The organism is Achromobacter deleyi (genome assembly GCF_902859705.1).
In the GTDB taxonomy this organism is placed as follows: domain Bacteria; phylum Pseudomonadota; class Gammaproteobacteria; order Burkholderiales; family Burkholderiaceae_B; genus Achromobacter; species Achromobacter deleyi.
The window spans coordinates 31,325-46,008 of the sequence record NZ_CADIJO010000002.1 but is presented as its reverse complement, the minus strand read 5'-3'; the positions used below and the strand labels follow the sequence as shown (position 1 = coordinate 46,008).

The window sequence follows — 14,684 nt, the reverse complement described above, 5'->3', positions numbered from 1 at the left end:
GGCAAAGGACGCCCCTGCCATGCCCCATTCCCTGTCCGGCCTTGCGCGCCGGTTGCGCCTTGCGCTGACCCGCATTCCCCCCAATTGGTGCCTCGCCATTCTCGTGGCGCTGGACGGCTATGCCTTCATGCATCCCGTGCTGCGCGAAGTGCGCGCGCGCGAGTATTCATTCTGGCTGGCGCTGGATAACTGGCACGACGTGATGCAGGTGGTGGGCCTGCTCGAGATTCCGCGCCTGGTGCTGGGCGTGGGCCTGCAGGTCATCGCGCTGGGCCTGATCCTGAAGGCGCGCATCGCGTGGGCCTTCTCGCTGGTGCTGCTGATCGGGGTGGGCACCTTCGCCATCCTGGGCGACAGCGGGCGTGCGGGGCTGGGCGTCTATACCCTGGTATTGGTGATCGCGCTGATCGCCTACTGGCGGCGCTTTGACCGGGCCAGCGTCACGGCCGGTTCGCTGTTCGCGCTGGTCAGCATGGCGTCGCTGCTGATCTACGCGATCTTCGGCACGCTGTACCTGGGCGAGGAATTCAATCCGCCCATCAAGGACGCCGCAACGGCGCTGTACTTTTCGATCGTGTCGATGTCCACGGTGGGCTACGGCGACATCACCCCGCACAGCAACGCGGCCAGGCTGTTCACCGCGTCGATTATCATTCTTGGCATCACCGTCTTTGCCACTTCCATCAGTGCGATCGCCGGCCCGGTGATCGGCGGCAATCTGAAACGGCTGGTCAAAGGCCGGTTTTCCAGCGCCATGAGAAAAAACCACATCATCATTGCCGGCGCCACGCCCCTGGCCTTGAGCGTCTACGAAGGCTTGCGCCGCCGGGGCGACGAGGTCACCGTCATCGTGCCGCCCGGCGTGCCGCAGGAATACCCGGCCGCCACCGACCTGATCGAAGGCGACCCGTCCAGCGTGGAAGTGCTGCGCAGCGCGGGCGTGACCCGCGCGCGCTACGTGCTGGCGCTGCGCGAAGATGACGCCGAGAACGCCTTCATCGTGCTGGCCGCCAAAGAAGCCGTGGGCGACCAAGGCGCCAAGACGGTGGCGCTGGTCAACACCAGCAAGCACCTGGAAAAGATTCGCCGGGTGCAGCCCGACCTGGTGTTCTCGGTGCAATTGCTGGGCGCCGAACTGCTGGCGCGCGCCATCAACGGCGAAGCGCTGGACAGCCAGTCCATCACGGACCTGTTCTTCGCCAAGGCCGCTCCACAGTCCTAGCCGCAGCGATAGACGTTGCCCGAAAGCGTGACGTTGGTCTGCTCCAGGTGGTCCTTGTGGCCCGTCTGCCCGGCACGTTGCGTCAGCAAATACACGACGTTGCCGCCCAGCGCCGCGGCCTTGTTCTTCAGGTCGTTGCGCGCCCCCGTTTCCAGATCCGCGTTCGAGGTGATCACGCCCGCCAGGAAGTTGCCCTGGCTGCCGGTCACGTCACCCAGGAAGGCGCAGTCCTTGCCCGGTTCGTTGTGCGTGATGCGCACGTTGGAGGACGCGCCCGGCGACAGCGCCGTGGGTGCGCAGGCGGCCAGCGCGCAGGCCGAGGCCAACAGGGAAGCGACACGCAATGCATCGCGGGAGATCGCAGGCAGGTAGTGCATGGCAAGCATCCATCAAAGGGACGTGGGAACCCGGCGCGCGGGCGAACCCCGCGCGACAGGCAGTGAAAAAATTACGTTGAGATCGCCGCGCGGGCGTGGCGCGGCCAGGCGCGGACCAGCCCGCGAGCGTCGGGGCCTGCCGCGACAGGCAGCTCGACGCGACGCCTAATCGACGCCGGTATCGTCGCTGGCCGCGGGCTCGCCGGGTTGGTATTCGAGCAGGTCGCCAGGCTGGCATTGCAGCACTTCGCAAATGCGCTCCAGCGTGTCAAAGCGCATGCCCTTGACCTTGCCCGATTTGAGCAGCGACAGATTCGGTTCGGTAATACCGATTTCCTGGGCCAATTGGCGCGCCTTCATCTTGCGCTGCGCCAGCATCACATCCAGCCTGACCACGATCGCCATCAGATGAATCCCCGGTTTTCTTCGGCGACCTGGGCCGCTTCTTCCATGGCCCAGGCCAGCGTGAACAACAGGCCGCCGAGCAGGCCGAGCAGGATGTCGCTGATGTCGATGCCGATCATCATGTGGCGCTCGCCCGGCCCATTGGCCAGCGTCAGGGCCAACATCAAGACGGTCTTCAAGGCCGGCACCGCGACGCTGAACACCGTGATCAGCAAGGCGATGCCGCGCAGTCGCCTGGCCGTGGCCACGGTCAGCACATCGCCGCGGCTGAAGTCGGAAAACATGGCATGGGCATGGGCAATGGCGCGCAACGCCAGGGCCGCCAACACCCCGAACAAGGCGAAACCCAGCACCCGATACGCGGGCCCCAGGTTCAGGCGCGGCAGGGTGACGGGCGCGGCGGGTTCGGCATAGGCCGGCGCCGTCACGCCAAGAAAGGAATACAGGCCGCGGGCCAGCACGGCCTCGGACGTGAAGAACCACATGCCGACCAGTGCGGCAATGAGGATCACTGCGGCCACGACCAGCAGGCCGCGCATCCAGCGCGACAGCCCGCGGATGCGGGCCAGGCGCCGGGTGCCGGCGGCGGGTGGCGAAGTCTCGTGGATGGAAGAAAAGGTCGGCGCGGCTGCCATGGCGGTCTCCGGATGACGTTGCTGGGGTTATGAAGTTGCTGTAGTGTAGCAACAAATTATCGTTTAACAATAATTTTTTATCCCAAAGAGGAAAGTCATGCGGATCACCCTGGCGGTCGCGTCGCTGCTTGCCGCGCTGCTGTACTTCATGCTTTCAGACCCCTGCGCATGCGCCGCCGACCCCGGCGAACGGATCTGCCGCGACACGACGTGCCCGCAGGCGGCGCGCGGCGCCAGCCTGTGGTCGCTGGGCAACCGCTTTTCGTTGTTGAACCTGCCGCTGCGCGCGCTATGACGCCGCGGGTACCGGCGGCTGCGCCGCCTTTTCGGCATACCAGCGCACGAAGTCGGCCGACGGCATGGGCCGGGCAAACAGATAGCCCTGGATGAAGGCCACGCCGCGCTGCGTCAGGTAGGTGAACTGCTCGGGCGTTTCCACGCCTTCGGCCACCACCGCCAGGCCCAGGCGATGCGACAGCGTGATGATCACGTCCAGCACCGGCGCGTCTTCGCCGGTGGGCTGGATGGCATGCACGAAGCCCTTGTCGATCTTCAGGTAATCGACCGGGAATTTCTGCAGGTACGACAGCGAGCAATGACCCGTGCCGAAATCGTCGATGGCCACGAACACCCCTTCGGCCCGCAGCGCGTCGATGTTGCGGCGGGCCTGGCCGTTGTCGGCAATGAGGCTGCGCTCGGTGATTTCCAGCACCATCAGCGATGGCCGGATGCCGGCGCGAAAGGCCTGCACATCGGCCAGCAACGTCGGGCTGGACAGGTGTGCGGGCGCGAAATTGACCGCGATGTGGAATTCGGGCGGCGTGGCCCAGTCGCGCATATCGCGCTGGATCAGCTTGAGCAGATGCTGGGTCAGCGGCACGATCATGTCCTCGACCTCGGCTGCCGCAATGAAGATGTCCGGACGCACCGGCCCCACGCCAGGACGGTTCCAGCGCATCAGCGCCTCGACGCCTTCGCAGCGGCCCGTGGCCTTGCCATAGACCGGCTGGTATTCGACGTGGAATTCGTCGGCCGCCATGGCGCGGCGCAGCTGCTCTTTGAAGGACTGCCGGTTCACCTGCAGGCGGTAGGCCCCGAAGGCCAGCAGCGCGCCGAGCAGCAAGGCCACGGGCAGGTAGGTCACCAGCAATTGTTGCCACGCCCGCACCACGGCCTCGGCCGGGGCCAGCACGCGCACATCCAGATCGGCCCGGTCGGCCACCCTGTCGGCCTGCTGGAACAGCAATTCGGGCACCGCCGATGCATGGCCCCAGGAATCGCTGCGGATGGGCGCCCCCTGCCCCAGCGTGACTTCCAGCTGGTATTCACCCAGCGAGGCCACCGAATTGAGAATGTCCTGCACATAGCGCCCGTCGATGGCCACCACGCCGCCGCGGCCGTCAGCAGCCGGCATGCCCAGCAGCAGCGCCGGCCGCTCGGGCGCCAGGGGCGTGCCCGCCACGCTGAAGAACCATTGCGCAGGCGGAACGTCCACCGGCCATTTGCGGAATTCGCCGGTGAGGTAATCAACCTCACCCAGCACCGACGAGCAATAGATGTGGTCGCGCTCGACCAGGATCAGCGCGCGGAAGTACGGGTTGAGCGTGCCCCAGCGGTACAGGTCGGGCAGCGCCTCTTCACAGGACTTGTCGGTCAGCGCCGCCACGCGCGGCAGGATGTCGACGGCGCGATCCACGATCTGCTCGGTCTGGACCCGCACGATGCGCGCCACGGTGGCGGCTTCGGCGCGTTCGGTGGACTGGGCATGCAGCCAGGTCCACGCGACGCAGCCCAGCACCGGCAGCATCAGGGCCAACGCCACCGGAAAATATCGCCAGGAGGGCACACGGACGGTCATTCCGGAGTTAGGCAAAGCGCCCTCGCTGCTTGAGTCGTGGAAGTGACGCAAGGATACAGGGCGGTGTGGCGCGGCGGCTATAGCAGGCCGCAGATCAGCGCCACGTGCGCGTCGCGCCGCTCCGGCAGGTTGATGCGTTCGTCCGGCCCCAGCAGGATCGCCATGAAAATGGCATGGACCACCGGCGACAGCAACAGCCACGGATGCCGCAGCGCCACGCCGTCGCCGCACAGGCCGCGTTCGCGGGCCAGCTGCAGCAGGTGGGCGATGTCGGCCTGGTGGGCATCGGCCGTGTCCTCGCGCCAGCGGCGCGCCAGATGCGGCACGCGGTCGCTTTCGGCCAGCAGCAGCCGCATGGTGGCGACCATGGCCGGATTGGCCAGGCTGGCATAGAGATGGTTGACCAGGCGCTCGGCCAGGTGCCTGGGCGTGGCCGCGCCCGCAACCAGGGCATGGGCGTCCAGGCGCGGCGGGCAAAGGTGACGCGCGAGCAGCGCTTCGAAGACCTGTTCCTTGCTGGAAAAATGGGCGTACAGGCCGCCCTTGGACAGTCCGGCCCGCAAGGCGATGTCATCCATCCGGGCGCCGGCATACCCGGCGGCCGAGAATTCCTGCAACGCGGCGTCAAGAATCTGCCCGACGCGCACGTTCGGGGGGAGACGCTGACGTTGCGTACCCATCACCACTGCTCCCTGTGCGAATTGGCGCGGCATCAAGGCCGGCCAACAGCCCCATTAAAAACCGACCAGTCAGTCGCTAGCTTGATCTGGATCAAGGAATCCGCAGGGCGGGCGGCGCACAATCGATTCAAGACGTTTGCCGCCGGACCGCCGCGACGCCAGGCCACAAGCCTGGCAGGGCGATGATCCGGCCCCCTTGAGCGCGGCGATGTCGCCGCCCGAACGCCATGGAGCCCACATGTCGGACACGACCCAGCCAGCACGCAAGGACATTGCGATGACCGCAGGCCGGTTCGATGACGCCGCCTGGGGGCAATGGCCGTATTCCTGGTGGAGCCAGGCCTTCATGCAGGTCCGCAACGCCTGGGACGCCCAGGCCCGCCTGCTGCCCCTGGCCAACGACCACCAACGCGCGCTGGCTGCCTTTGCCGCGCACCAGTGGCTAGAACCGCTGGCCCCCGACAACCAACCGTTCACCCACCCCCTGGTGCTGCGCCAGACCTGGCAGGAAGGCGGCGCCAACCTGCTGCGCGGCGCGCAGGCCGCCTGGGAAGACGGGCTGCGCCAATGGGGCGGCCTGCCGCCGGCCGGCGCGGAACGCTTCCGGCCCGGCCACGAGGTGGCGCTGACCCCAGGCAAAGTGGTGCTGCGCAACCGCCTGGCCGAACTGATCCAGTACCAGCCCGCCACGGCGCGGGTCCGGCCCGAACCGATCTTCATCGTGCCGGCGTGGATCATGAAGTACTACATCCTGGACCTGTCGCCCCACAACTCGCTGATCCGCTACCTGGTCGAACAGGGCCATACCGTGTTCTGCGTGTCGTGGAAGAACCCCGCCGCGGCCGACCGCGACCTGGGGATGGACGACTACCTGCGCCTGGGCGTGCGCGAACCCCTGGCGGCGATCAATGCCATCGTGCCGGGCGCCGCCGTGCATGCGGCCGGCTACTGCCTGGGCGGCACGCTGCTGGCCATGGCCGCCGCCGCGATGGCCCGCGAAGGCGACACGCGCCTGGCCAGCCTGAGCCTGCTGGCCGCGCAGACCGACTTTTCCGAACCCGGCGAGCTGGGCCTGTTCATCGACGAATTCCAGGTGGCGCTGCTGCAGGCCGAAATGCAGGCGCTGGGCTACTTCCCGGCGCAGCAGATGAGCGGCGCGTTCCAGCTGTTGCGTTCGCAGCAGCTGGTGTGGGGCCGGATGATCAACGACTACTGGCTGGGCCAGCGGCGGCCGATGACGGACCTGCAGGCCTGGAATGCCGATGCGACCCGCCTGCCGGCGCGCATGCATGGGCAATACCTGCGCGGCCTGTACTTGAACAATGACCTGGCCGCCGGCCGCCATGCCGTGGACGGCCAGCCCGTGAAGCTGGCCGACCTGCGCCTGCCGCTGTTCTGCGTCGGCACCGAAACCGACCACGTGGCCCCCTGGCGCTCGGTCTACAAGCTGCACGGCCTGACGTCCGCGCCGCTGACCTTCGTGCTGACCCGCGGCGGCCACAACGCCGGCATCGTCAGCGAGCCCGGCCATCCGCGCCGCCACTTTCGCAGCCTGACGCGGCCGGCGGACCAGCCGGCATTGACACCCGAGCAATGGTTCGAGGCCGCGCCCAAGCACGAGGGTTCATGGTGGCCGCATTGGCAAGCCTGGCTGGCCGCGCGTTCGGGCAAGCCGGCCAAGCCGCCCGCCCAGGGCGCCGCAAGCCAGGGTTATCCGGTGCTGGGCGATGCCCCCGGCGCCTACGTGATGGAGAAATGAAGCATGACTCGCCGCCCCCTTGCACCATGGACTGTCGCCCGCCTGGCGCCGGCCGCCCTGGCCGTGCTGCTGGTGCAGGGCTGCGTGTCGATGGCCCCGCAATACGACCGCCCGGCGCTGCCGGTGGCGGCCACCTATGCCGCCGAGACTGCCGGGCCCGCCTCTGCCGCGCCGACGTCGACGCCGGCCGCGCAGGTCGACTGGCGCGACTACTTTTCGGACCCCACCTTGCAAGGCCTGATCGGCCAGGCGCTGGCGCATAACCGCGACCTGCGCGTGGCGCTGCTGCGGGTCGAAGAGGCGCGCGCGCTCTACGGCATCCAGCGCGCCGACCAGTTCCCGACGATCGGCGTGCAAGCCGAAGGCACCCGCGCCCGCACGCCGGGCGACCTGAACCTGACCGGCCGGCCCCAGGTGGCCAGCCAATACCAGGCCGGCGTGGGCATGGCGACCTGGGAGCTGGACTTCTGGGGCCGCGTCCGCAGCCTGAAGGACGCCGCGCTGGAAAACTACCTGGCCTCCGATGCCGCCGCCCGCGCCGCCACGCTCAGCCTGGTCACCCAGGTGGCCGACAGTTACCTGTCGCTGCGCGAGCTGGATGAGCGCCTGGCCCTGACCCGCGCCACGATTGCATCGCGCGAGGAATCCCTGCGCATCTTCCGCCGCCGCTACGAAGTCGGCTCGATCTCCAAGCTGGACCTGACCCAGGTGGAAACGCTGTGGCAGCAGGCCCGCGCGCTGGGCGCCGATCTGGAGCAGGCCCGCGCCACGCAGGCCCACGCCCTGGAACTCCTGGTCGGCAAGCCGCTGGACCTGCCCCTGCCGCAGGCCGGCCTGGACGACGACGCGGTGATGCGCGACCTGCCGGCCGGGCTACCGTCGGACCTGCTGGTCAACCGCCCCGACATCGTCGCGGCCGAACACCAGCTGCGCGCCGCCAACGCCAACATCGGCGCGGCCCGTGCCGCGTTCTTTCCTCGCATCACGCTGACAGGCGCCGTCGGCACCGCCAGCGCCGAACTCGACGGCCTGTTCGGCAGCGGCAGCCGCGCGTGGAACTTCACGCCCAGCCTGGACCTGCCGATCTTCGATGCCGGCCGCCGCAGCGCCAACCTGGATTTGGCCGAAGTGCGCCGCGACCAGGCCGTGGCCGGCTACGAACAATCCATCCAGAGCGCGTTCAAGGACGTGTCTGACGCGCTGTCGGCGCGCCGCTGGCTGGCCGAGCAGGTGCAGGTGCTGCGCGCCACCGTGGCCGCCCAGGCAGAGCGCGCGCGCCTGGCCAAGCTGCGCTATGACCATGGCGCCTCGCCCTACCTGGAAGTGCTGGACGCCCAGCGCGACCTGCTGGCGGCGCAGCAGACGCTGGTGCAGACCCGCCGCGCGCTGCTGTCGGCCCGTGTCGGCCTGTACGCCGCGCTGGGCGGCGGCACCCAGGCGCCCGCCGCGCCCTCCTCGATCCCCTCCGGAAACGCATCATGAAGCTGCCTACCCGAAAACTGATTCCCGTCCTGATCGTCCTGGCTGTCGCCGCCGCCGGCTATGGCGGCTGGCGCATGCTGTCCGACAACGGCCCCGGCGAAGGCTTCATCAGCGGCAACGGCCGCATCGAAGCCACCGAGATCGACGTGGCCACCAAGCTCGCCGGCCGCGTGCAGGACGTGCTGGCCGCCGAAGGCGATTTCGTCGCCGCCGGCCAGCCGCTGGCGCGCATGCAGATCGATACCCTGACCGCGCAGCGCGAAGAAGCGCGCGCCCAGCACCAGCAGGCCATCAACAACGCCGCCAGCGCCAGCGCCCAGATCGCGCAACGCGAAAGCGACAAGCTCGCGGCCGAAGCCGTGGTGGTGCAGCGCGAGAGCGAACTGGATGCCGCCCGGCGCCGCCTGGCGCGCTCGGAAACGCTGTCGCGCGAAGGCGCATCGTCGATCCAGGAACTGGATGACGACCGCGCCCGCGTACGCAGCGCCCAGGCCGCCGTCAATGCGGCGCGCGCGCAGGTCAAGGCCGCCGAAGCCGCCATCGACGCGGCCCGCGCCGCCCAGGTGGGCGCACAGTCGGCCGTGAACGCCGCACAGGCCACCATTGCCCGCATCGACGCCGACATCGCCGACAGCGAACTGCGCGCCCCGCGCGCCGGCCGCGTGCAATACCGCGTGGCGCAGTCCGGCGAAGTGCTGGGCGCGGGCGGCAAGGTGCTGAACATGGTGGACCTGGCCGACGTCTACATGACCTTCTTCCTGCCCGAGCAGGCCGCCGGCCGCGTGGCGCTGGGCCAGGACGTGCGCATCATCCTGGACGCTGCGCCGCAGTACGTGATTCCGGCCAAGGTGTCGTTCGTGGCCAGCACCGCGCAGTTCACGCCCAAGACGGTCGAGACCGCCACCGAACGCCAGAAGCTGATGTTCCGCGTCAAGGCGCAGATCGACCCGGCGCTGCTGCAGCAGCACCTGACCCAGGTCAAGACCGGCCTGCCCGGCGTGGCCTGGCTGAAGCTGGACGGCGAGGCCGCCTGGCCCGCCACGCTTGAAGTCAAGGTGCCCTGATGAACACCGCCACGACAGCCTCGTCCCCCGCCCCGGTGGTGCAGCTGTCGGGGGTGGCGTTGCGCTATGGCAAGACCGTGGCGCTGGACGGCATCACGCTGGACATTCCCGCCGGCCGCATGGTGGGCCTGATCGGCCCCGACGGCGTGGGCAAGTCGAGCCTGCTGGCCCTGGTGGCCGGTTCGCGCGCGGTGCAGGAAGGCTCGGTGCGCGTACTGGACGGCGACATGGCCAGCAAGCGCCACCGCGACGACGTCTGCCCGCGCATCGCCTACATGCCGCAAGGGCTGGGCAAGAACCTGTACCCCACCCTGTCGGTGGAAGAAAACCTGCAGTTCTTCGGCCGCCTGTTCGGCCACAGCGAGGCCGAGCGCCGCCGCCGCATCGACAGCCTGACCCGCAGCACCGGCATGGACGCCTCCCTGTCGCGGCCCGCGGGCAAGCTGTCCGGCGGCATGAAGCAGAAACTGGGCCTGTGCTGCGCGCTGATCCACGACCCCGACCTGCTGATCCTGGACGAGCCCACCACCGGCGTCGACCCCTTGGCGCGCGCCCAGTTCTGGGACCTGATCAACCAGATCCGCAGCGAACGCAGCGGCATGAGCGTCATCGTCGCCACCGCCTACATGGACGAGGCGCAGCGCTTTGACTGGCTGATCGCCATGGACGAAGGCCGCGTGCTGGCCACCGGCACGCCCGACGAACTGCGCGCCCGCACCGGCACCGATTCGCTGGAAGCCGCGTTCATCGCCCTGTTGCCCGAAGAAAAGCGGCGCGGCCACCAGCCCGTGGAAATCACGCCGCTGGCGCTGGACGACAACGCCCCCATCGCCATCGAGGCGCGCGACCTGACCATGCGCTTTGGCGACTTCGTGGCGGTGGACCACGTCAACTTCCGCATCCGCAAAGGCGAAATCTTCGGCTTCCTGGGTTCGAACGGCTGCGGCAAGTCCACCACCATGAAAATGCTGACCGGCCTGCTGCCGGCCAGCGAGGGCCAGGCCTGGCTGTTCGGCGCCGAGGTCGACCCGAAGAACATCGACACGCGCCGCCGCGTGGGCTACATGTCGCAGGCTTTCTCGCTGTACGGCGAACTGACCGTACGGCAGAACCTGGTGCTGCATGCGCGGCTGTTCCACGTGCCCGAGGCCGACATCCCCGCCCGCGTCGACGAGATGGTGGCGCGCTTTGACCTGGCCGACGCGCTGGACGACCTGCCGGACAAGCTGCCGATGGGCGTGCGCCAGCGCCTGTCGCTGGCGGTGGCCATGGTGCACAAGCCCGAACTGCTGATCCTGGACGAACCGACCTCGGGCGTGGACCCGGTGGCGCGCGACAATTTCTGGCGCCTGCTGATCGCGCTGGCGCGGCGGGACCAGGTCACGATCTTCATTTCCACCCACTTCATGAACGAGGCCCAGCGCTGCGACCGCATGTCGCTGATGCACGCGGGCAAGGTGCTGGTGAGCGCGTCGCCGGACGAGATCATCCGGCTGCGCGGCGCCAAGACGCTGGAAGAGGCCTTCATTGCCTACCTGATCGACGCGGGTGCGGGCACGCAGCCCGGCAAGGCGGGGGATGTCTCGACGCAAGCTGTGACGGCAGCGGCGGAAAACACGCTGGACACAGCGGCGCCTGCGGTCCACCCGGAAGATCGCGGCTTCAATCTGCAACGCATGTTCAGCTACATGTGGCGCGAAACACTGGAACTGCGCCGCGACCCGGTGCGCGCCACGCTGGCGCTGGCCGGTTCGCTGCTGCTGATGTTCGTCATCGGCTTTGGCATCAGCCTGGACGTGGAAGACCTGCGCTACGCGGTGATGGACCGCGACCAGACCACGCTGAGCCAGAACTACAGCCTGAACCTGGCTGGCTCGCGCTACTTCATCGAGCAGCCGCCCATCACCGACTACCAGGACATGGACGCCCGCATGCGCAGCGGCGAGCTGTCGCTCGCGATCGAGATTCCGCAAGGCTTTGCGCGCGATGCCGAACGCGGCCGCAACGCGCAGATCGGCGTCTGGATCGACGGCGCCATGCCGCAGCGCGCCGAGACCATCCGCGGCTACGTGCTGGGCATGCACCAGGGCTGGCTGCAGCAGCAGGCGCGCGAACGGCTGGGCGCGGGCGCGACGCAGCCCTTCAGCATCGAAACGCGCTTTCGCTACAACCCCGACGTGCGCAGCCTGCCCGCCATGGTGCCGGCCGTGATCCCGCTGCTGCTCCTGATGATGCCGGCGATGTTGACGGCGCTGGCGGTGGTGCGCGAAAAGGAATTGGGCTCGATCATCAACCTGTACGTCACGCCGGTGACGCGGCTGGAATTCCTGCTGGGCAAGCAGGGGCCGTACGTGGCGCTGGCGATGCTGAACTTCCTGTTGATGACGCTGCTGGCGGTGACGCTGTTCGGCGTGCCCATCACAGGCAGCTTCCTGACCTTGCTGGCCGCCGCGCTGATCTACAACGTGGTCGCCACCGCCATCGGCCTGTTGGCCTCGACCTTCACCCGCAGCCAGATCGCGGCGCTGTTCTTCACCATGATCGGCACGCTGGTGCCGGCCGTGCAGTTCGCCGGGCTGCTCAATCCGGTGTCGTCGCTGGAAGGCGGCGGCAAGCTGATCGGCCAGGTCTACCCCGCCACCCACATGCTCACCATCAGCCGCGGCGTCTTCAGCAAGGCGCTGGACTTCTCCAACCTGCAAGGCTCGTTCTGGCCCTTGCTGGTGGCGATTCCCGTCATCCTGGGCGCGTCGGTGCTGTTGTTGAAGAAGCAGGAGACCTGATCATGCTGCGACATGCCGCCAATATCTTCCGGCTGGGGGTGAAAGAGCTCTGGAGCCTGGCGCGCGATCCGATGATGCTGGTGCTGATCGGCGTGTCGTTCACGCTGATGATCTACACCGCCGCCACGGCTGTGCCCGAATCGCTGCACAACGCCGCCATCGCCGTGGTCGACGAGGACGTCTCGCCGCTGTCCTCGCGTATCGCGTCGGCGTTCTACCCGCCCCACTTCACCCGGCCGCAGATGATCGATTCGGCCGAGGCCGACGCCGGCATGGACGCCGGGCGCTATACCTTCGCCGTCAACATCCCGCCGAATTTCCAGCGCGACGTGCTGGCGGGCCGCCCCGCGCAGATCCAGCTGAACGTGGACGCCACCCGCATGAGCCAGGCGTTCACGGGCAGCAACTACATCCAGCAGATCATCACCGACGAGATCAACGAATTCGTGCAGCGCTACCGCAAGCCGACCGAGCTGCCGGTGGACCTGGCGGTGCGCATGCGTTTCAACCCGAACCTGACGCAGGCATGGTTCGGCAGCCTGATGGAAATCATCAACAACGTCACGATGCTGTCCATCATCCTGACCGGCGCCGCGCTGATCCGCGAGCGCGAACACGGCACCATCGAGCACTTGCTGGTGATGCCTGTAACACCCACCGAGATCATGCTGGCGAAAGTCTGGTCGATGGGGCTGGTCGTACTGGTGTCCGCTGCGCTATCGTTGACATTCGTGGTGCGCGGCCTGTTGCAGGTGCCGGTCGAAGGATCGGTGGCGCTGTTCCTGGTAGGCGTGGCGCTGCACCTGTTCGCGACCACCGCCATGGGCATCTTCATGGCGACGCTGGCGCGCAGCATGCCGCAATTCGGCATGTTGCTCGTCCTGGTGCTGCTGCCCTTGCAGATGCTGTCCGGCGGCACCACCCCGCGCGAAAGCATGCCCGACTTCGTGCAGAACATCATGCTGGCCGCCCCCACCACCCACTTCGTGGAACTCGGCCAGGCCATTCTCTTTCGCGGCGCGGGATTGAGCGTCGTCTGGCAACCTTTCCTGGCGTTGGCGCTGATCGGCAGCGTCCTGTTCGCCTTCTCTTTGACGCGCTTTCGCAAGACCCTCAGCCAGATGGCGTGAGGCCTGTGTATTCGTTGGCCCTTATTACTCTCTTAAAAGGACGCATGATGAAGAAGACAACCGCCCCCACGCCCCCGGATCTTGCCGGCGCCAATGTCGCCTATTGCAAGCGCCTGGCCGAACTGGCCCAGGAAAGCCAGCAGCGCTGGCTGCAGCTGGGCCAACGCCTGGCCGGCGACACCGCAGGCCAGTACTTCGCCTCGTTCGGCCCGCTGAAGGTCGACGGCAACTGGCAGAAAATCGCTCCGGCCCTGGGCGAAGCCACGCGCAAGCACTGGCAATGCCAGCTGGAAGCCAGCCAGGCCATCACCCATGCCGCGCTCGAAGACCAGGCGGCGCTGGCCGCCGGTGTCAGCGAAGCCTTCAGCGGCTGGCTCAGCAATGCCTCGGCTGCGGCCACGGGCGGCCTCACGGCCTCGCCGCTGACGCGCATGTGGTCCAGCTTTTCCGAGCAGATGACCTCGGCGTGCACGGCCATGCAGGAAGCCACCCAGGTCGGGGCGCGCCATGGGCGCTAAGCGCACGGCGCTCGTCACCGGCGGCGCGGGGTGCCTGGGCCGCGCCATCGCCCGGGCGCTGCACGACGCCGGCCACGACGTGATCGTCACGTACCACTCCAGCGAAGAGGCCACCCGCGCCTGGCTGGCCGACGAGGCGGCCCAGGGCCGGTGCTACGACATGGTCAAGGTGGACGTGGCCGACTATGGCTCGTGCCAGGCGCTGGCCCGGCGCCTGGAAGATGACGGCCGCCAGATCGACATCCTGATCAACAACGCCGGCATCACGCGCGACGCCAGCCTGCGCAAGATGAGCTACGAGAACTGGAACGAGGTCATGCGCAGCAACCTCGATTCCATGTTCAACATGACGCAGCCGCTGTGCGGGCCGATGGCCGACCGTGGCTGGGGCCGCATCGTGAATATCTCATCAGTGAACGGGTCCAAGGGCGCATTCGGGCAGACCAACTACGCGGCATCCAAGGCCGGCATCCACGGGTTCACTAAGGCCCTGGCGCTGGAACTGGCCAGAAAGAACGTCACGGTCAATACCGTGTCGCCGGGCTACCTGGCCACGGCGATGGTCAAGGCGGTGCCCGAAGACGTTCTGAAGGAAAAGATCCTGCCGCAGATTCCGCTGGGACGGCTGGGGGAACCCGATGAGATCGCCGCGCTGGTGGCGTTCATCTGCAGCGATGCGGCGGCGTTCATGACCGGCAGCAATGTCGCCATGAACGGCGGGCAGCATATGTACTGAGACCTGCTCGCCTGCCTGGAGCTCGGGCGCTTGCG

General features: G+C 67.9%; 14 protein-coding genes. 9 read left to right on the top strand and 5 right to left on the bottom strand.

Annotation, left to right across the window (positions count from 1 at the left end):
- The first annotated feature begins 19 nt into the window (after positions 1 to 19).
- Complete coding sequence (gene kch / locus HV798_RS02760; RefSeq protein WP_175191435.1) at positions 20 to 1,222, top strand: voltage-gated potassium channel protein; 1,203 nt, start codon at positions 20 to 22, stop codon at positions 1,220 to 1,222.
- On the opposite strand, the gene HV798_RS02755 is transcribed toward kch, so the two are convergent.
- From HV798_RS02755 to HV798_RS02745, 3 genes are all read right to left on the bottom strand, one after another.
- Complete coding sequence (locus tag HV798_RS02755) at positions 1,219 to 1,599, bottom strand: DUF4156 domain-containing protein (protein ID WP_246288550.1); 381 nt, start codon at positions 1,597 to 1,599, stop codon at positions 1,219 to 1,221. The two genes, kch and HV798_RS02755, sit on opposite strands and share 4 nt — an antisense overlap.
- 165 nt (positions 1,600 to 1,764) lie before the next feature.
- Positions 1,765 to 2,004 carry a helix-turn-helix domain-containing protein gene (locus HV798_RS02750; RefSeq protein WP_175191436.1) on the bottom strand — a complete coding sequence of 80 codons (240 nt, stop codon included), beginning with the start codon at positions 2,002 to 2,004 and terminating at the stop codon, positions 1,765 to 1,767.
- The gene (locus tag HV798_RS02745) at positions 2,004 to 2,639 is read right to left on the bottom strand and encodes a DUF2975 domain-containing protein (protein ID WP_175191437.1); all 636 of its coding nucleotides are present in this window, start codon (positions 2,637 to 2,639) and stop codon (positions 2,004 to 2,006) included. The genes HV798_RS02750 and HV798_RS02745 overlap by 1 nt, the downstream gene beginning before the upstream one ends.
- A 97-nt stretch (positions 2,640 to 2,736) precedes the next feature.
- On the opposite strand from HV798_RS02745, the gene HV798_RS02740 reads away from it, so the two are divergent.
- A complete protein-coding gene (locus tag HV798_RS02740; RefSeq protein WP_175191438.1) occupies positions 2,737 to 2,934 on the top strand; it encodes a hypothetical protein in 198 nt (65 codons plus the stop codon).
- Here the strand turns inward: HV798_RS02740 and HV798_RS02735 are convergent.
- Complete coding sequence (locus tag HV798_RS02735; protein ID WP_175191439.1) at positions 2,929 to 4,497, bottom strand: EAL domain-containing protein; 1,569 nt, start codon at positions 4,495 to 4,497, stop codon at positions 2,929 to 2,931. The two genes, HV798_RS02740 and HV798_RS02735, sit on opposite strands and share 6 nt — an antisense overlap.
- Positions 4,498 to 4,574: 77 nt before the next feature.
- The gene (locus HV798_RS02730) at positions 4,575 to 5,177 is read right to left on the bottom strand and encodes a TetR/AcrR family transcriptional regulator (protein WP_175191440.1); all 603 of its coding nucleotides are present in this window, start codon (positions 5,175 to 5,177) and stop codon (positions 4,575 to 4,577) included.
- A gap of 238 nt (positions 5,178 to 5,415) precedes the next feature.
- Here HV798_RS02730 and HV798_RS02725 point away from each other — a divergent pair, with 238 nt between their 5' ends.
- Genes HV798_RS02725 through phbB form a run of 7 tightly spaced genes read left to right on the top strand, consistent with a single transcriptional unit; the run spans position 5,416 to position 14,649 of the window.
- On the top strand, positions 5,416 to 6,936 hold the full coding sequence (locus tag HV798_RS02725; RefSeq protein ID WP_175191441.1) for a PHA/PHB synthase family protein: 1,521 nt from the start codon (positions 5,416 to 5,418) through the stop codon (positions 6,934 to 6,936).
- Positions 6,937 to 6,939: 3 nt separating this feature from the next.
- Positions 6,940 to 8,418, top strand: a complete 1,479-nt coding sequence (locus HV798_RS02720) for an efflux transporter outer membrane subunit (RefSeq protein ID WP_175191442.1) — start codon at positions 6,940 to 6,942, stop codon at positions 8,416 to 8,418.
- A complete protein-coding gene (locus HV798_RS02715; protein WP_025139359.1) occupies positions 8,415 to 9,482 on the top strand; it encodes an HlyD family secretion protein in 1,068 nt (355 codons plus the stop codon). Before HV798_RS02720 ends, HV798_RS02715 begins: the two co-directional genes overlap by 4 nt.
- A complete protein-coding gene (rbbA, locus tag HV798_RS02710; RefSeq protein WP_175191443.1) occupies positions 9,482 to 12,265 on the top strand; it encodes a ribosome-associated ATPase/putative transporter RbbA in 2,784 nt (927 codons plus the stop codon). The genes HV798_RS02715 and rbbA overlap by 1 nt, the downstream gene beginning before the upstream one ends.
- Before the next feature lie 2 nt (positions 12,266 to 12,267).
- A complete protein-coding gene (locus tag HV798_RS02705; protein ID WP_025139357.1) occupies positions 12,268 to 13,395 on the top strand; it encodes an ABC transporter permease in 1,128 nt (375 codons plus the stop codon).
- A 44-nt stretch (positions 13,396 to 13,439) separates the two neighbouring features.
- Positions 13,440 to 13,913: a hypothetical protein gene (locus HV798_RS02700; RefSeq protein WP_175191444.1), complete on the top strand. Its 474-nt coding sequence runs from the start codon at positions 13,440 to 13,442 to the stop codon at positions 13,911 to 13,913.
- Positions 13,903 to 14,649 carry an acetoacetyl-CoA reductase gene (gene phbB / locus HV798_RS02695; RefSeq protein ID WP_175191445.1) on the top strand — a complete coding sequence of 249 codons (747 nt, stop codon included), beginning with the start codon at positions 13,903 to 13,905 and terminating at the stop codon, positions 14,647 to 14,649. Before HV798_RS02700 ends, phbB begins: the two co-directional genes overlap by 11 nt.
- Positions 14,650 to 14,684: the final 35 nt, after the last annotated feature.